At 66.3% G+C, this 18220-nt stretch carries 9 protein-coding genes and 2 tRNA genes; 6 read left to right on the top strand and 5 right to left on the bottom strand.

The annotated features are described in order from the left end of the window. Nucleotides 1-358: 358 nt before the first annotated feature. From NLI89_RS14670 to NLI89_RS14660, 3 genes are read right to left on the bottom strand one after another with little or no spacing between them, the layout of a single operon-like run. A complete protein-coding gene (locus tag NLI89_RS14670; RefSeq protein WP_254687697.1) occupies nt 359-3685 on the bottom strand; it encodes an error-prone DNA polymerase in 3327 nt (1108 codons plus the stop codon). A gap of 13 nt (nt 3686-3698) precedes the next feature. Next, complete coding sequence (locus tag NLI89_RS14665; protein ID WP_439144524.1) at nt 3699-5228, bottom strand: Y-family DNA polymerase; 1530 nt, start codon at nt 5226-5228, stop codon at nt 3699-3701. Beyond that, on the bottom strand, nt 5137-5940 hold the full coding sequence (locus tag NLI89_RS14660; RefSeq protein ID WP_254687696.1) for an ImuA family protein: 804 nt from the start codon (nt 5938-5940) through the stop codon (nt 5137-5139). Before NLI89_RS14660 ends, NLI89_RS14665 begins: the two co-directional genes overlap by 92 nt. 196 nt (nt 5941-6136) lie before the next feature. On the opposite strand from NLI89_RS14660, the gene NLI89_RS14655 reads away from it, so the two are divergent. The 5 genes from NLI89_RS14655 to NLI89_RS14635 all read left to right on the top strand — a co-directional run bounded on the left by NLI89_RS14655 (nt 6137) and on the right by NLI89_RS14635 (nt 13745). Beyond that, a tRNA-Gly gene (locus NLI89_RS14655) sits at nt 6137-6211 on the top strand. 347 nt (nt 6212-6558) lie between these two features. After that, a complete protein-coding gene (locus NLI89_RS14650; RefSeq protein WP_439144522.1) occupies nt 6559-9045 on the top strand; it encodes a TonB-dependent receptor in 2487 nt (828 codons plus the stop codon). Between the two features lie 110 nt (nt 9046-9155). Further along, on the top strand, nt 9156-9950 hold the full coding sequence (locus NLI89_RS14645; protein WP_254687694.1) for a FadR/GntR family transcriptional regulator: 795 nt from the start codon (nt 9156-9158) through the stop codon (nt 9948-9950). Nucleotides 9951-10110: 160 nt separating this feature from the next. Further along, nucleotides 10111-10184: transfer RNA gene (locus tag NLI89_RS14640), tRNA-Gly, on the top strand. Nucleotides 10185-10421: 237 nt separating this feature from the next. Next, nucleotides 10422-13745, top strand: coding sequence for a PAS-domain containing protein (locus tag NLI89_RS14635; protein ID WP_254687693.1), 3324 nt, complete (start codon nt 10422-10424; stop codon nt 13743-13745). A 327-nt stretch (nt 13746-14072) separates the two neighbouring features. Here NLI89_RS14635 and NLI89_RS14630 read toward each other — a convergent pair whose 3' ends face one another. Together NLI89_RS14630 and acs are read right to left on the bottom strand one after the other, a co-directional pair. Continuing rightward, the gene (locus tag NLI89_RS14630; protein ID WP_254687692.1) at nt 14073-14696 is read right to left on the bottom strand and encodes a response regulator transcription factor; all 624 of its coding nucleotides are present in this window, start codon (nt 14694-14696) and stop codon (nt 14073-14075) included. Beyond that, complete coding sequence (gene acs / locus NLI89_RS14625) at nt 14693-16648, bottom strand: acetate--CoA ligase (RefSeq protein WP_254687691.1); 1956 nt, start codon at nt 16646-16648, stop codon at nt 14693-14695. Before acs ends, NLI89_RS14630 begins: the two co-directional genes overlap by 4 nt. Nucleotides 16649-16793: 145 nt before the next feature. On the opposite strand from acs, the gene NLI89_RS14620 reads away from it, so the two are divergent. Further along, on the top strand, nt 16794-18220 hold a 1427-nt coding region (locus NLI89_RS14620; protein ID WP_254687690.1), incomplete at its 3' end, for a DcaP family trimeric outer membrane transporter.

The following is an 18220-nucleotide window of genomic DNA, read 5'->3' as shown; positions in this document are numbered from 1 at the left end:
AGCCATCGTAGAGCATCGCGTTCGAAATTCCACGTGGCGACGCCGCCGTTGAAGCAGCCCGTCGATCCTTGGTCCGTCACCGTCGGTACACCCCCATCAGCCCGTCCGCTTCAGGTCCGACTCCTTCAAGCCCGTCACCCTCAAGTCCGTCACCCTCAAGTCCGTCACCCTCAAGTCCGTCACCCCAGCGAAAGCTGGGGTATCCCCGTGAGGCGCTGGTCGCGTGCCACGTGAGATACCCCAGCTTTCGCTGGGGTGACGGGCGTATGACTCGAGACGGTCTGGGATTCGAGACAGTCTAGGATTCGACACATGCCTGGGATCCGAGACGGGATCGGGATCCGTGACGGGCAAGGAATTAATGAAAGTCGCGTGACTTGGGGAGGACGCGCACATCGCGGGGATGCATCGCGCGCGGCGTGCGTCCGTCCGGGCCGCGCGTCAGCACCGGACGGATCACCTCGTCCACCCGCGCGAGCGGCGGCTCCAGCGCATGATCCTCCGACAACAGCCGCAGCATCTCGGTGCGGTCCTGCACCCGCGCGGTCATCAGGTGCGTCACGCCTTCCTCGCTGCGCTGGATCACGCCCTCCAGCACCATCAGCCGCGACGCCATCACCGCGCGGCGGTTCGCCTCGAAATCGCGCGCCCACATCAGCCCGTTGGTGATCCCGGTCTCGTCCTCGATCGTCACGAAGATCGCATTGCCCTTGCCCGGCCGCTGGCGGACCAGCACGACCCCCGCGACCTTCGCGCGCCGCCCGTCCTTGGTCGCATTGGCCTGCGCGCTCGACAGGATCCCCTCGGCCGCGAAGCGTTCGCGCAGGAACGCCATCGGATGCCCCTTCAACGACAGTCGCGTCGTCTGGTAATCCGCCGCTACCTGTTCCGACAGCGGCATCGCCGGCAGATGCGCGTCGGGCTCCACGCCCAATTCGGGCACCTCCGCGGCGGCGAACAGCGCGAGCTGCTTGGGCGGCGTCCGGCGCACATCCCACAACGCCCCGCGGCGTTCCTTCGCGACCGATCGAAACGCATCCGCATCGGCGAGCAGGTTCATCGCCCGCTGCGGCAAGGTCGCCTGCCGCGCGAGATCCTCGATGCTGGCGAACGGAGTAGTTCGAACGCGAACGATCTCGTCGGCCCAGTCCTGTCGAAACCCGTCCACCTGCCGAAACCCGAGCCGCAGATCAGTCCCCGAAGCCTCGAGCGAGTTATCCCACCCGCTCGCATTCACATCGACCGGCAGTACCTTCACCCCATGCTCCACCGCATCGCGCACCAGTTGCGCCGGCGCATAAAACCCCATCGGCTGAGAATTGAGCAACGCGCAGCAGAACACCGCCGGGTGGAAGCATTTGATCCACGACGACACATACACCAGCCGCGCGAACGACAGCGCATGGCTCTCCGGGAAACCGTAGGACCCAAACCCCTCGATCTGCTTGAAACAGCGTTCCGCGAACTCCGCCTCATATCCCCGCGCGACCATCCCACCGATCAGCTTGGCCTGGAAATTATTCATTCCCCCGACCTTGCGAAACGTCGCCATCGACTTTCGCAGTTCATTGGCCTCGTCAGGGGTAAACTTCGCCGCGACGATCGCCAGCTTCATGGCCTGTTCCTGGAACAGCGGCACGCCGTACGTCTCTCCCAGCAGAACCTCGAGTTCGTCGCTTCGGCCATGCTCGGGCGATGGCGAGGGATACACTACCACCTCCTTTTTCGCCCTCCGCCGAAGATACGGATGCACCATGTCGCCTTCGATCGGCCCGGGCCGGACGATCGCCACCTGGACCACCAGATCGTACAGTTTCCGCGGTCGCAATCGCGGCAGCATGTTGATCTGTGCGCGGCTCTCGACCTGGAACACGCCAATGCTGTCGCCATCGCACAGCATGTCATAGACCTTCGAATTCTCGTCGTTGGCGATGGTCTTCAATTCATGGTCGCCAAGCCCGTGCTGCCGCATCAGGTCGAAGCTCTTTCGGATGCACGTCAGCATACCGAGCGCGAGAATGTCGACCTTCATCAGGCCGAGGCAATCGATATCGTCCTTGTCCCATTCGATGAACGTACGGTCCTCCATCGCGCCGTTATGGATCGGCACAATCTCGTCGAGCCGACCTTGCGTGAGCACAAAACCGCCAACATGCTGCGATAGGTGACGCGGAAATTCGAGCAGTCGTTCGACCATGTCCTGCAACCGGGCAACTTCCGGATTGGCCACGTCAAACCCCGTTTCGGCAAAGCGGCGTTCCGGGAAACGGTTCGAAAAGCTGCCCCAAACCGTGCTGGTCAGGCGTTGTGTGACGTCTTCGGTAAAGCCCAGCGCCTTGCCGACCTCGCGCACGGTGCTGCGCGAGCGGAAGTGGATGACGGTGGCGGCGATCGCTGCGCGTTCCCGACCGTAGCGGCGGTAGATATACTGCATCACCTCTTCGCGCCGCTCATGCTCGAAATCGACGTCGATATCGGGCGGTTCGCTACGTTCGGCGGAGACGAAGCGCGAGAAGAGCAGGTCGTGCTTCATCGGATCCACCGACGTAACGCCGAGCACGTAGCATACCACTGAGTTGGCGGCGGAACCGCGTCCCTGGCACAGGATCGGCGGATCGACGCTGCGTGCGAACCGGACGACGTCATGGACCGTCAGGAAATAATAGGCGTATCCGCATTGCCGGATCAGCGCGAACTCGTCGCGCAACGACGCGATCAGCTTGTCGGGGACGTAGCCCTCATAATGATCGATCGCCGATTGCCAGGCGAGATGCTCAAGCCACTCCTGCGGTTTCCAACCTTCGGGCACGGGCTCGTGCGGATATTCGTATTTGAGTTCGTCGAGTGTGAAGTCGATCCGCGCGAGGAACTTCGCCGTTTCGTCGATCGCGTGTGGCCTATCGCGGTAAAGATGCGCGATGTCGTCGACCCCCTTCAGATGGCGCTCGCCATTGGCACCGAGGCGTTTGCCGGCATGCTGGATCGTCGTTCCCTCGCGGATGCAGGTGACGACGTCATGAAGCGAGCGATCGTCCGCTACGGCATAGCGAACGTCGTTGGTCGCCAGGATCGGGACGCGCGCCTTGGCCGCGATCCGGGCAAGCCGGGTCTGACGCCGCCGATCGCGACCGCCGTGCGGCATCGTTACGCCAAGCCACACCGATCGCCGCGCCAGCGGGCGGAGCGCGACAAGTGTGGCATCAAGACTGGCATCGTTGCGCTTGGGAAGTACGAAATCCTTGTGCGCGACCACCGGGCGGGCGGTGCATTCCGGCATGACGATCAACAAAATCTCACCCAGATGCGCGATCAGATCGTCGAAGCCGAGGATGCAGCCACCTTTCTCGGCGCGCCGGTTGCCTAGTGTCAGCAGTCGCGTCAGCCGTCCCCATCCAGCCCGGGTTGCGGGATAAGCGACGATGTCCGGCGTACCGTCGGCGAATACGAGACGCGCGCCGACCACCAGTTTGAAATCGAACGGCGGCAGCTTTGCGCCGAGCTGACCCCGTTTTGCGCGTCCCAGTGCATCATAAGCGCGGACCACGCCAGCAACCGTATTGCGATCGGCGATGCCGATACCGGCCAGTTTCAATTCGATTGCGCGACCGACGATGTCACTCGGATGGCTGGCACCGTCGAGGAACGAGTAGTTGGTCGCGGCGACGAGTTCGGCGAACTCGGTCATGACGCAGGCAGGGTCATGCGAAGACGCCGTGGAGGTACCAGCGCGGCGTCTCCATCTCGGAATACAGGCCGTGGCGGAAGATCCAGAAGCGGCGGCCGCGGCGGTCTTCGATGCGGTAGTAATCGCGCGTCGGGATGTCCTGCCGCCGCCACCATTCGCCGGCGATCCGCTCCGGGCCCTCGCTATGCGCCACGTCGTGCACGGTCCGGCGCCAGCGGAACCGGTGCGGCGGGCCGTCGGGGACCTCGGCCATCATCGATTCGATCGGCTGCGGCGGATCGAACAGATAGATCGGGCGGAGCGGCGGCTCACCGGTTTCGGGCGCGGTCCACGGAGTCGGGGCAGGGGCCTCGGCGGCGGGCAGCATCAGCTCGGCCTGTTCGGGGATGTGACTGTCGCGCGCCGAGAACCGGCGGACGCGCGCCCGGCCCAGCCGCGTGCCGAGCTGGTCGACCAACTGCGCAACCTCTCCCTTCTGCGCCTCGCCGCCTTCCAGCTTCAACTGCGACGCATCGAGACGTTCGGCGAGCGCCACGTCCAACCGGATCAGGTCATAGCCGAACCCCGGATCGAGCGGGTCGGCGAGGCTGTCGATCCGCTCGCGGAACAGGCGCATCAACAGCGCGACGTCGCGTATCGGCTGACCGGTCTCGATCCTGAGGCGCTGGACCAGCCCGTCGGCACGGAACAGCCGTACTTCCCACCGCCGCCCGCCTTCGTGCCGTTGGGCCAGTTGCTCGGCGGCTTCGGCGGCAAGCTCCGCGATCACTTCCAGCGCGTATTCGGTGCGCGCGATCGGCTCCGCGAAGCGGCGTTCGACACCGATCTTCGGCACGCTGCGCCGCGCGACGATCGGCCCTTTGACCGATCCGTCGAGCCGGCGGATCATCATCGCCGCCTCCTCGCCGAACCGCGCGGCGATCGTCGCCAGCGGCCGCGCCATCACGTCGCCGACCGTCTTCAGGCCCGCGCGCGACAAGGCGGTGGTCGCATCCTCGTCGAGCCCCAGCGCGGCCACCGGCAACCGCTTCACGGCCCGCTTCTCATCCGGCGCAGGTGCCCCCGCAAACCGGGCCAGCGCGCGCGCCGTGTCGGGCGTGTCGCCGAACGCGTGGCGCACCAGCAGCCCGCGCCGCGCGAGGCGCTCCTCCAGGTCGGCGGCAAGGCGACGCTCGCCCTCGAACTCATGCACGCACCCGGCGATATCGAGGATCAGCCCATCGGGCTCGTCGAGCGCGACCGACGGCGTGTAGCGCTGGCATCCATCGGCTAGTCGCTCGAGCCATTCGTGATCGGCATGCGCGTCATGCTCGTAAACCTCCAGTTCCGGCACCTGCGCGCGCGCATCCGCCAGCGTAAGTCCCGGGACGAGTCCCGCCCGCATCGCCTCGCGGTCGAGCGCCTTCAGCCGCACCCCACCCGAGACCGTCTCGACGAACGCGATCGGCGTTTCAGCCCGTCCGACGAACAGATGCGGCCGCATTGTCCGCAGCCGCTCGATCGGCAGCCACGGAAACACCAGCGCCAGATAGCGCCGCGGTATCACCGCCTGGGTCTTCGATAATGACGGTTTCGAAGGCGATTTGGTCGAAGAAATACGCGTCACGGTCCCACTCCACACGCCAGCGAAGCCCGGCCTGGCCTCCGCGTCGACGCAGCAATTCGATGTCGAAGGCAGGTTTGCCCGGTGCGTCGGCCTCCAGCGGGCGCGAACGACACGCCGCCACCTGCCAGCGCGATGCCGCCGCACTCGGCACGGGCTCTGCGCCGATCCGCAGGCTGAGGATGGTCACGCCCGAGGCTTCGGCCGCCAGCATCAGCCGCCGCGTCGCGGTCAGGTCGATCCTTGGCGCACGCCCCCAGGATTCGATCAGCAATGTCCCAAGCCCGTGACACCGCGCGGCATCGGCGGCGGCGCGCAACAAGTCCGCCTCGTCCTCGACCAGCCCCAACACCAGCGACGTCACGTCGAGCCCCATCTCGACCAGCCCGGTCGCATGCAGCCGGCCACCCTGGCGCTCGCTCGCCTCGGTCCGCAACCACATCACCGGCGCCGCACGCGCCGCCAGAACCGACGCCACCGCGAACCCTGCGCCACTCGCCGCATCGTCGACGGTCGCGAAAACCTCGTGGAGTTGCGCCTTGGCCATCCCCTGCGTCAGCCATGCATCATCGGCGCGCCCATCACCCTGGGTCGGCATTCCCGTCGTGGCGATCCGCTTCAGGCGGGCAATCAGGGCGGACGACTCGTTCACAACTGTTCTTGTAATGTTCCAAAGGGTGAGTCGCCAAGCGGAATCTCGCAGGGTTGATCGCTTTGTGCGGCGCACAACAATCCGGATGATTTTCGCGCGAAAGTGGAAAAGGCGCTTGCCGTTCCCGAAACCCCGGGCTAACAGCGCGCCTCACCCAGTCACCGTGTCGCTTCAGACCGGAGACATAGGCGCCAGAGCGGGCGTAGCTCAGGGGTAGAGCACAACCTTGCCAAGGTTGGGGTCGAGGGTTCGAATCCCTTCGCCCGCTCCAGTTTTCTACAGTTAAAGCACTGACGTAGAGGCTGGCCGCCGAGGCCGAGGGTATTCCATACATTTCGAATGCGCGCCGAATGCGCTCCGTGACCCGGTTGATCCGTGAGCTTCGACCAAAGCCAACGCGCGACTCCGGAACGCTGCGTGTCCATCCGCACTGGTCCCGCCATCCCCCTCAGCCCTGCTGTCGCCCGCGCCGCGCGCCGCGCGCCGCGTCGCGCCGCCTCGCCCCGCTCCGGGCCGCCAGCGACGGCGATTGTGAATGCCGCGTAACACGCCGCGTAACACGGGGACATTTCGCGGAAATGCGGGACGACTAAGTGATCCGCCCGAGTGGCGTACGGCATGTCGCCACCAGCTCGGGGTATCAAAGTGGGTAAAACTCTTCTGACGCGCAGTCTTTTCGGCTGCACTTTGTGTCTGATCGCGTCTCCTGCAATCGCGCAGTCGACCGGAACCAAGGATTTCGAAGACATCGTCGTCACCGGCAAAAACGGCGATCCCGCGGTCGGCGGCGTCGTCCTGCCGGCGACATCGAAGGCCAAGGTCGGCCTGAACGCGGAATTCATCCAGCACGAGACGCCAGGCCAGTCGATCAACGACACGATCAACATGCTGCCAGGCGTCAGCTTCCAGAACAACGATCCCTACGGCTCGGCCGGCGGCACGCTGAGCATCCGCGGCTTCGACGGCAGCCGCGTGTCGCAGATGTGGGACGGTTTTCCGCTCAACGACACCGGCAGCTATGCGATCTATTCCAACCAGCAGCTTGATCCCGAACTGATCGGCCAGGTTACGGTCAGCCTCGGTTCGACCGACGTCGACAGCCCCAGCGCGTCCGCGACCGGATCGACGATCAACTACACCACGCGCAACCCGTCCGAGGACTTCCACGTCCGGATGGCGGGATCGGTCGGCCAGTATGACTTCTTCCGCGTGTTCGGTGCGGTCGATACCGGCGTCTTCACCCCGTTCGGCACGCGCGCGTTCTTCTCCGCGAGCAAATCGACCAACAACGTCGTGTTCACCGATGCGGGCAAGATCGACAAGACGCAGGTCAACGCCAAGATCTATCAGCCGATCGGCAACAACGGCGATTTCATCTCGGTTGCCGGCCATTACAACCGCAACATCAACAACTTCTTCGGCTCGGTGCCGCTCAGCAACGTCGGCGCCAGCGTCGGTACGGGATCGGGCAACCGCTTCCCGCAGACGCGCGACGAGCGCTTCTACGATGTCGGCAATTGCGTCAGCAGCGCCGGTGCCGCGTGTGGCGCGGGCGCGTATGACTATCGCTACAACCCGTCCAAGACCGCCAATATCCGCGTCAATTCGCGCTTCACGCTCACCGACAAGCTCGTCTTCACCGCCGATGCGGCCTATTCCTATACGCTGGCGAACGGCGGCGGCACGGCGACCGCATCGGAAGGCTTCGCGACGATCGGTGGCCATGCGGTCGCGGGCTATGTCGGCAGCACGCCCTATTTCGGCGGCGTCGATCTGAACGGCGACGGCGACACCAGGGACAGCGTGCTGGTCAGTGCGCCGAGCACCACCGAGACCAACCGCTACCTGCTCAACCTCGGTCTGCGCTACGATCTCAGCCCGACTCAGACGGTGCGCGTCGGCTATAGCCTGGACTATGGCCGCCATCGCCAGACCGGCGAGCTGACCACGATCAACGGCTATAATCTCGCGTCGACGCCGTTCCCGAGCGAGGCACCGCTGCTCGATTCGACCGGCACCGCGCTCCAGAAGCGCGATCGCTTCTCGAAGGCGATCCTGAACCAGGCGTTCGGCGAATATCGCGGGCGCTTCTTCGACAGTAAGCTGACGATCAATGCCGGCATCCGTGCGCCGTTCTTCACCCGCGACCTGACCAATTACTGCTTCACCACCAGCGCGACGGGCGGCCTGATCTGCTCGGGCCAGAACGCGGCGACCGATGCGATCATCGCCGCCGCCTATCCCAACTACCAGGGGCCGCAGCAGCGCAAGTTCAACTATAACCGCGTGCTGCCGAGTGCCGGGCTGGTCTATCAACTCGCCGAGCCGCTCGCCGTCTTCGCGAATTATTCGAAGGGCATGCAGGTTCCGGGCACCGACAATCTCTACAACAGCTTCTACTACGCCGAGGGTACGACCGGTTCCGAGGGCGCCAAGCCTGAGACGACCGACAATTTCGACGCCGGACTGCGCTACCAGATGGGTCGCCTGCAGGCGCAGGTGTCGGGCTGGTACACGGTGTTCCACGACCGGTTGGCCTCGTCCTACGACCTGGAAACCAACACGACGATCTATCGCAACCTCGGCACCGTCCACAAATACGGCATCGACGGCAGCGTCAGCTATCGTCCGATCGACCTGGTGACGTTGTATGCGTTCGGATCGTATCTGAAGTCGAAGATCCTCGACGACGTCCAGGCATCCGCCACCTCCACCTATTACACAGCGGGCAAGCGCGAGGCGGGCGCCCCGACCTACACGTTCGGCGGCCGGGTCGAGGGCAATGCCGGACCGATTCGCGTCGGTATCGAGGCCAAGCGGACCGGCGATCGCTACGTCAACGACCAGAACCTGCCGGTCGTGATCTCGGGCGTGCAAGTCTATGGTGCGAAGGCCCCGGCCTACACGCTGTTCAACCTCGATGCGCGGATCGCGCTACAGGGGCTGGGCTCGGACGGTCAGACCTTCCTGCAGCTGAACGTGACCAACCTGTTCGACAAGCTCTACGTCGGCGGGTTCAGCGGGACGAGCGCGACCAATTCGCTCACCTACGCCCAGATCGGCGCACCGCGCGCCGTGTCGGCGACCTTGAACGTCGGCTTCTGATGACGCCGTGGCGGACGCGTGAACCGCGTCCGCCATCGCGCGACGATCTTCGTTCCACCTCGGCCCTTACTGTAGTAGCATCTGCGCCGAGATGCAGATTGGTAAGTACGATGGTCACGCCCGCACGCGATAACCCGATTTTCGCAGCCGGCGAGTATCGTGCGCCTGCGAACGAGCGCCTGTACCAGCGGCTGGCGCGCCGATTGTTCGAGGAACTGGTTTCCGGGACGTTCGGCATCGGCGATCGCCTGCCCGCGGAGCGCGAACTCGCGATCGAATATGGCGCGAGCCGCCCGGCAGTGCGCGAGGCGCTCATCGCGCTGGAGGTGCAGGGCTTCATCGAGGTGCGTGTCGGTTCGGGGGCCTATGTGGTCCGGTTGCCGGGGCAGGGCGAGGAACCCGGTTTCGCCATCACCGCGTTCGAGCTCACCGAAGCGCGCATCATGTTCGAGGGCGAATCGGCCGCACTGGCCGCGGTCCAGATCACCGACGAGGAAGTGGACCTGCTCGACCGGCTGGTCGAGGCGATGACGACCGAAAACCTGCTCGCCGAGGTGACCGAAAACGCCGATCGGGATTTCCACATGGCGATTGCGAGAGCGACCCGGAACGCTGGCGTCGTCAGGACGATCGAGGATCTGTGGCATCTGCGCTCGACGTCGCCCGAATGTGCGCTTCTGCATGCCAAGGCGCGCAATGCGAAGGTCCGGCCGGTCGTGGCGGAACACGCGGCGATCGTCGAGGCCCTGCGCGCCCGCGATGCGACCGCGGCACGATCGGCGATGCGGGTCCATCTGACGTCGGTGATGGACCATCTGCTCTTCAGGACCGAGGAAATCGCGATCGAGGAGGCACGGCGTGCCCTCGCGACGACCCGGCAGCGCTACGGCGGATCCGGCTCGTAGCGGAGGGCGCGCGCGCGTATGGTCTTGTAACCCCGTCGGGCAAGCCTTGCACCGGGATAGTCATTTGAATAAGACCCCGATGCACACCGCGTCACTATGTTGGAATTCCAGCAGGACGGACTCGGACGCAGGCTTGGAAATCTAACGATTTCAAGGCGATGCGGGTATAGTACAATGGTAGTACAGCAGCCTTCCAAGCTGAATACACGGGTTCGATTCCCGTTACCCGCTCCACGCCCAGCGTCTCGAATTGCAGGCACGCGGTGACCATGATGTCGCCGCCGGTCTATCCGGCCTTTGCAATAACGCCGATCTCCCAAGCCTTTGCAATAGAGTGCGCCTGAACGGGCTCCGCAACGACGACCCGCGATCCGCGATCCGCGATCCGCGCCCAAGGCGATTGCCTGATCCTGTGCTAGGCGTAGGCCAGCGCAGTCCTGCAAGCGGAGCCGTATCATCGTCGCGCCAAGTGTGATCCTCGCCATCCTCGGCTATGGCATCCTGCTGTTCGGGATCGCGTGGGTGGTCGATCGGCGGGGCATGTCGCAGCGGCTCGGGCGGATCGCGTATCCGCTGTCGCTGGCGGTGTATTGCAGCAGCTGGACGTTCTTCGGCGGGGTCGGCACCGCGGCGACGCGGGGGTGGGATTACCTCGCAATCTATCTCGGGCCGGCTTTGGTGTTCCTGCTCGCGCCGAAGTTTCTCGCGCGGCTGGTGCGGCTGGCGCGCGAGGAAGGGTCGAGTTCGATCTCGGACTTCATCTCGGCGCGCTATGGTCGCAGTCGGGGCACCGCCGCCATCGTCGCGGGGACGGCGTTGCTCGCGTCGGTGCCGTATATCGCGCTCCAGTTGCGGTCGGTGACGTTGAGCTTCGGCGCGATCGCGGGCGTCGGGAGTTCGGCGGAGGTCGGCACGTTCGTCGCGCTGCTGCTGGCGGTGTTCGCGATCCTGTTCGGCGCGCGGCGGTACGAGGTGGCGGGGCGCAATCCCGGCGTGGTCGCGGCGATCGCGGCGGAGTCGCTGATCAAGCTGTTGTGCTTCGTCGTGCTCGGCGTGGTGACCGTGGCGCTGCTCGCCGATGTTCCGGCGGAGACGCTGGCGGCACCGCTCTCGCGGCTCGAGTCGGGCTTCACCTGGGGGGCGCTGACCTCCGACTTCTGGGTGCGGACGCTGCTGTCGGCGCTGGCGATCCTGTGCCTGCCGCGGCAATTCTATGTCGGGGTGATCGAGGCGCGCGGCCCCGATGCGGTGGCGCGCGCCCGCTGGCCGTTCATCGCCTATATGGTTCTGATCTCGGTGCTCGTCTTGCCGCTGGCGCTGGCGGGGATGACGCTGTTGCCGGGCGATGCCGAGCCCGACCTGTACGTGCTGGCGGTGCCGTTGCAGCAGGGTGAGCATCTGGTCGCGCTGATCGCGTTTCTCGGCGGGTTCTCGGCGGCGACGGCAATGGTGGTGGTCGAGACGATCGCGCTGTCGACGATGGCGACCAACGACCTGCTCGCGCCATTGCTGCTCCGGCGGCACGGCGAGGCGGGCGAGGGCGAGCTTGGCCGGCGGATGCTGCGCGTGCGGCGGGTCATCATCGCCGCGATCGTCGCGGTCGCGCTGTTGTATGGCCGGAGCCTCGGCGCGGACCTGCCGCTGGCCTCGATCGGGCTGATCGCGTTTGCGGGCGTCGCGCAGTTCGCGCCTGCGCTGATCGCGACGGTCGGCTGGAATTTTTCGAATCATACTGCGGCACGTGCCGGGCTGATCGGTGGGGTGGTCGTCTGGATCTACTGCCTGTTGCTGCCGTCGATCGGCGAGAGCATCGGCCCGATGCTGGCGCAGTTCACACGCGGCTGGCTCGATCCCGATGCATTGCTCGGCTGGCGGATCGGCTCGCCGCTGGTGAATGGCACGGTGTGGAGCCTGGGTGTCAACGTCGCGCTGATGGCGGGCTTGCACCTGCGCGAGCGGCATCGGGGGAACGCCGCGCTCGACCACGTCACGACGCTGGGCGAGTTGCGGATGCTGGTCGCGCGGTTCGTCGGCGACGGCGAGGCGGAGGCGATCGGCGTGGCGTCGCCCGATCTGCGTGCGCCGATCGACGGGCCAGCCGCGCGCACCGCCGAGCGACTGATCGCGGGCGTGATCGGCGCACCGTCGGCGCGGAAGATCGTCGCGTCGAGCATTGCCGGGTCGGCGATCGACGTCAGCGACGTGGTACGGCTGCTCGACCAGCGCGGGCGCTCGCTGCGGTTCTCGCGGACGTTGCTGTCGGCGACGCTGGAAACGATCGATCCGGGGGTAAGCGTGATCGATGCAGACTTGCGGCTGGTCGCGTGGAATCCGCGCTATGTCGAGATGTTCGACTATCCCGAGGGGTATGTCGTGGTCGGGCGCTCGATCGCCGACCTGATCCGCTACAATGCCGAGCGCGAGGGGGTTGGCGATATCGCGGCGCATGTCGGGCGCCGGGTGGCGCATCTCGCGCGCGGCACGCCGCATAGCTTTGAGCGGCAGCGGCCGTCGGGGCGCTGGATCAAGATGGTCGGGCGGCCGATGCCGGGCGGCGGGTATGTCCAGAGCTTTACCGACATCACCGCGGAGAAGGAGGCGCAGGCCGATCTGGAGGCGCGGGTCGCCGCGCGGACGCAGGATCTGGCGCAGTCGAACGCGATGCTGGACGAGGCGCGGGCGGTGGCGGAGACTGCCACGCGCGACAAGACGCGGTTCCTGGCGGCGGCGAGCCACGACCTGTTGCAGCCGTTGCACGCGGCGCGGCTGTTCTGCGCTGCACTGGACGAAGGCCTCGACGACGATAGGGCGCCGCATCAGGGCGATCTGGTGCGCGCGATCGATGGCGCGATCGGATCGGCGGACACGTTGCTGCGCGCGTTGCTCGACGTGTCGCGGCTCGATGCGGGGGGCGTCGTGCCGAAGGTCGAGCGGTTCGCGCTGGGGGCGCTGATCGAGGAACTGGCGGCGCAGTTCCGGCCACTGGCGGGCGAGCGTGGGCTGTCGCTGGCATCCCATCCCGGCGCGTTCAGCGTGGCGACCGATCGGTCTTTGCTGCGCTCGATCCTGCAGAATTTCCTGTCGAACGCGGTGCGCTATTCGGCGGATGGGCGGATCTGGATCGGGGCGCGGCGGCGGGGTGGCGACGTGCTGATCGAGGTGCGGGATAACGGGCCGGGAATCGCGGCGGCGGACCGCGAGCGGATCTTCGAGGAGTTCGAGCGGCTGGAGAGCAAGGGCAGCGCGGGCGGTGGCGTCGGGCTGGGGCTGGCGATCGTCCGGCGGATCGCGCGGTTGCTCGGGGCGGCGGTGGAGTTGCGGTCGGAGCCGGGGCGGGGGACGACGTTTGCCGTGCGGGTGCCGCTGGCGCCTGACGGGCTTGACGTGCCGCTGCCGACGCCCTCGGCGGCGCGCGCGCTGGTGCCTGGTTTGCGGGTGCTGTGTCTCGACAACGACGCGACGATCCTCGCGGCGCTCGACGCGGCGCTGCGGGCGCGGCGGTGCGTGCCGTTGCTGGCGGCGACGATCTCCGAGGCCATGGAACTGGCGGCGGACGAGGAGCCGGACGTGGCGCTGATCGACTATCATCTGGACGAGGTGGAGGACGGGCTCGACGTGGTCGCGCGGTTGCGGGCGATGACTCCGGCACCGGCGATCGCGCTGGTAACGGCGGACCGTGCGGTGGTGGAGGATGTGCGGTGTGCGGGGCTGGTCGTGCTGACGAAACCGGTCGAGCCCGCGGATCTGTGGCGGTTCATCGAGGAGGCGTCGGCGGCCGCGGCGCGGGGGAGTTGACCCTTCTCTGCAATCCTCCCCCGCCAGGGGGAGGTGGCTGGCTCTTGCCAGACGGAGGGGGAGGTAAGGGCAAACGGGCGTTGCGTGTTCCTCCCCCTCCGTCGCCTCCGGCGCCACCTCCCCCTGGCGGGGGAGGATTGAAATGGGGGCGGCATTCAGCTCGAACGCCAACTCTCGAAACCAGTCGGTACTCTTACCGATCGAGCAAGGCATGTTTCCCCGCGAAAGCGGGGATCCAGACTGGGCTCCCGCCTTCGCGGGAGAACAAGGACCGATGTGCTGCCGGTGGATTGCGGACTGGCTCTTGTCCGAGCGGCATGGTCCGCCTCAATCGGCGAAGTGGATGTCCATCGCTCGTGCCGCGAGCACAGCTTGGGTCCGGTTCTGAACCCCCAGTTTGCGCAGAATCGCAGTCATGTGGCCCTTCACCGTACCCTCCGAGATACCGAGGTCGAAGGCGACCTGCTTGTTCAGGCGGCCTGCAAGCACGCCGAGCAGCACCTTCAGTTCGGTCGGCGTGAGGCTGGCGACGCGGGTGGACATTTCGTCGACCGGGGCGCCTTCGGTTGGCGCGTCGCGTTCGCCGGCGAGGGCTCGAGCGACCGCGTTTTCGAGCGTGGCGAGGTCGGCGGTTTTCGAGACGAAGCCGATTGCGCCATAAGCCCGGGCACGCGGTGCCGCCTCGGCCTCGTCAGCCGAGGAGATCACCATGATCGGCGTGTCCGGACGTTCGGCGTGGAGCAGCGCGACACCGGCAAATCCTTCCGAGCCCGGCATCCGCAGGTCGAGCAGGATCAGGTCGAGCCGCTCAGCACTACGCACCGCGTCGACCGCCTCGCAGAGCTGCCCCGCCTCGATCACCACCGCGTCTGGCGCGGCCCGGCTGACCGCCAGCTTGAGTGCCTGACGGAACAGCGGGTGATCGTCGGCGATGAGGATCGTGCGGGTCATGCCGGAACGGGAATGGCCTCCTCGCGTCCTGCGATCAAGGCGTCGACCACCGCGGGATCGGCCAGCGTCGAGGTGTCGCCGAGCTGGTCGAGCTGGTTCTCCGCGATTTTCCGCAGGATGCGGCGCATGATTTTCCCCGAGCGCGTCTTGGGCAGCGCGGGCGCGAACTGGAGGATGTCGGGCGTAGCGATAGGCCCGATCTCGCGGCGAACCCACTGGACGAGCTCTTTGCGCAGCTCCTCGCTCGGCTCGGCGTTGGCGTTCAAGGTAACGTAGGCGTAGATGCCCTGGCCCTTCACGTCGTGCGGCATGCCGACGACCGCGGCTTCGGCGACCTTCGAATGCGCGACCAGAGCGCTCTCGACTTCGGCGGTGCCCATGCGGTGGCCGCTGACGTTGATGACGTCGTCGACGCGGCCGGTGATCCAGTAATAGCCGTCATCGTCGCGGCGGCAGCCGTCGCCGGTGAAATACTTGCCGGGATAGGTCGAGAAATACGTCTGGAAGAAGCGTTCGTGGTCGTTCCACACGGTGCGCATCTGGCCTGGCCAGCTGTCGGCGATGACGAGGTTGCCCTCGACCGCGCCCTCCAGCACCTTGCCGTCCGCGTCGACCAGCTCGGGGAGCACGCCGAACAGCGGCTTGGTCGCGCTGCCGGGTTTTAGCGCGGTTGCGCCGGGCAGGGGGCTGATCATGTGGCCGCCGGTCTCGGTCTGCCACCAGGTGTCGACGATCGGGCACCGGCCGTCGCCGACGACATTGTGATACCAGTTCCATGCTTCCGGATTGATCGGTTCGCCGACCGAGCCGAGCAGCCGCAGCGACTTGCGGCTGGTGCGCGTCACCCAGTCGTCCCCCTCGCGCATCAGCGAGCGCAGCGCGGTCGGTGCGGTGTAGAGGATGTTGACCTGGTATTTGTCGACGATCTGCCAGAACCGGCTGTGATCGGGATAGTTCGGCACGCCCTCGAACATCACGGTGGTCGCACCGTTCGCGAGCGCACCGTACAGCGAATAGGTGTGGCCGGTGACCCAGCCGACATCGGCGGCGCACCAGAAGATCTCGCCGGGGCGGTAGTTGAAGACGTATTCATGCGTCATCGACGCCCACACCAGATAGCCGCCGGTCGAGTGGAGCACGCCCTTGGGCTGGCCCGTCGAGCCGCTGGTGTAGAGGATGAACAGCGGGTCCTCGGCGTTCATCGGCTCGGGTGCGCAGTCGGTCGACTGGCCCTCGACGCATTCATGATACCAATAGTCGCGGCCTTCGGTCATCGTGACCGTGCCACCGGTGCGGCGGACGACGATGACCGCCTCGACCGCGAGATCGCCGTGGTCGAGTGCGGCATCGACATTGGCCTTGAGCGGCACGGTCTTGCCCCCGCGCAGGCCCTCGTCGGCGGTGATGACGATGCGGCTGTCGCAGTCGTGGATGCGGTTGCACAGGCTCTCGGGCGAGAAGCCGCCGAACACCACCGAATGGATCGCGCCGATCCGCGCGCAGGCGAGCATCGCAAACGCCGCCTCGGGGATCATCGGCAGGTAGATGGTGACGCGGTCGCCCTTCTCGACGCCGCGCGCCTTCAGGCAGTTGGCGAGCTTCGACACTTCGTCGCGCAGTTCGGCATAGCTGATCTTGCGGGATTCGTCGGGATTGTCGCCTTCCCACAGGATCGCGGTCGCGTCCGGTCGCGCATCGGCGTGGCGATCGACGCAGTTGGCGGCGACGTTGAGCTGCCCGTCCTCGAACCAGCGGATGTGGAAGTCGCTCTCGTCGAACGACGTGTCCTTGATCTTGGTCGGCGGCACGATCCAGTCGAGGCGCTTGGCCTCCTTCGCCCAGAACGCGTCGGGATCGGTCGCGGCCTCGGCATACATCCGGTCATAGGCGGCGGCGTCGATCAGGGCGTCCTTCGCCCAATCTGCGGGGACGGGATAGCTGGCCTCGGTCATCTGGCTCTCCTTTTGCCGCGCTGTACGCGGTCGCGTCGGCACGATCATCCCTAACCAAAGTAAGGGATGGCCCAGCGTTCGCAATGCGCCATGATCACAACGCTCATTCCACGCGTAAGACCAGTGGAAGAGCGCGGAGACGGGGATGACACGGATGGCGTTCAGGACGCGACTGGCTTTCACGGCGTTGCTTGGCGGTACCGCGCTGGTACCAGGCATGGTGCAAGCCCAGACGGCGCGTGAGATCGAGCTCGAGACACGGTTGAAGGCGCTCGAAGCGGCAGTGCAGGATCTGCGCGGCGAGTTGACCGCGGCGCGCGCCACGGCTGCGGCGTCGATCGCCCCGGCTCCCATGAGCGCGTCTCCCCCAAGCGCGACTCCCACGAGCACCGCTTCCGTGAGCGCGGCACCCGCGTCGCCCGGCAGATCGCCCGGCGCGACCAATGTGGCCGAGGCCAGGCCTGTCGCGGCCAACTCGGCACCGACCGACGGTTTTCGCGTCGGGAACACCACGGTCAAGCTGGGCGGCTTCGTTCGCCTCAACGTCATCGCCAGCCGCTACAGCGATGGCGAGGTCGCGGTCGGCGGGCTGGGCAAGGAGTTCTTCCTGCCGCAGCAGATTCCGGTCGGCGGCGGGTTTTCCAGCCAGGACCTGCTGCTTTCCGCGCGCCAGACCCGTCTGCAGTTCAGCACCGCGACCCCGATGAACGGCACCGACATCAAGACGCTGGTGGAGTTCGATTTCGCGCTCGCGACGGCACCGGTCGGCGCGCAGCGCGCGACCAATCCCTACACGCCCACCTTCCGCCGTGGCTTCATCGAATATGGCAATTTGCTGGTCGGGCAGGAATGGTCGACCTTCCAGAACATCGCGGTGTTGCCGGAGACGACCGATTTCGTCGGTCCGCTGGATGGCACGGTGTTCAACCGGCAGGCGTTGGTCCGTTATTCCATCCCCTTGCGACCCGGGCTGACGTTGCAGATCGCGGCCGAGAACCCCGAGACGGAAACCGCGCTGCCGGCCAATGCGGCGCTGGTCGACACGGATGACGATCGCCTGCCCGACGTGGTGGCACGCGTGAACTGGAAGCCGGCATTCGGCGATTTCGCGCTGGCCGGCATCGCGCGCGAGCTGCGCACCGATACGCTGGGCAGCGGCGATACCGCCTTCGGCTGGGGCGTTTCCGGGTCGGGCAAGATTCCCATCGGCAAGCGTCACGACCTGCGCTTCATGGCGACCTACGGGCAAGGCATCGGCCGGTACCTGGGATTGGGATACGTCCCCGACGCGATCTACGGCGGCACCGCGACCCGGCTCGAGCGGATCGACAATTTCGCGGCCTTCGCGGCGTTCCGTATCGGCTGGACCGATGCGATCCACTCGACGGTCATGGGCAGCTACCAGTCGGCCGATTATCCGGCCGGCATGATCGTCACGGGGCTGGCCAATGCCAAGTCCTATGGCGGCGCCGCCAACCTGTTCTGGTCGCCGGGCAAGGGCTTCGACATCGGCATGGAGTACCGCCACGCCGTCCGCGAGCTCGTCTCGGGTGACACCGGCGCGCTCGACCG

The sequence above is a fragment of the Sphingomonas faeni genome (assembly GCF_024273235.1).
Taxonomy (GTDB): Bacteria; Pseudomonadota; Alphaproteobacteria; order Sphingomonadales; family Sphingomonadaceae; genus Sphingomonas; species Sphingomonas faeni_A.
This window is presented reverse-complemented; position numbering and strand designations above follow the sequence as displayed.

Coding starts and splice junctions, on each gene's coding strand:
- NLI89_RS14650 (WP_439144522.1), top strand. CDS start 6,559: ATGTCGCCACCAGCTCGGGGTATCAAAGTGGGTAAAACTCTTCTGACG.
- acs (WP_254687691.1), bottom strand. CDS start 16,648: ATGACCGAGGCCAGCTATCCCGTCCCCGCAGATTGGGCGAAGGACGCC.
- NLI89_RS14670 (WP_254687697.1), bottom strand. CDS start 3,685: ATGACCGAGTTCGCCGAACTCGTCGCCGCGACCAACTACTCGTTCCTC.
- NLI89_RS14645 (WP_254687694.1), top strand. CDS start 9,156: ATGGTCACGCCCGCACGCGATAACCCGATTTTCGCAGCCGGCGAGTAT.
- NLI89_RS14630 (WP_254687692.1), bottom strand. CDS start 14,696: ATGACCCGCACGATCCTCATCGCCGACGATCACCCGCTGTTCCGTCAG.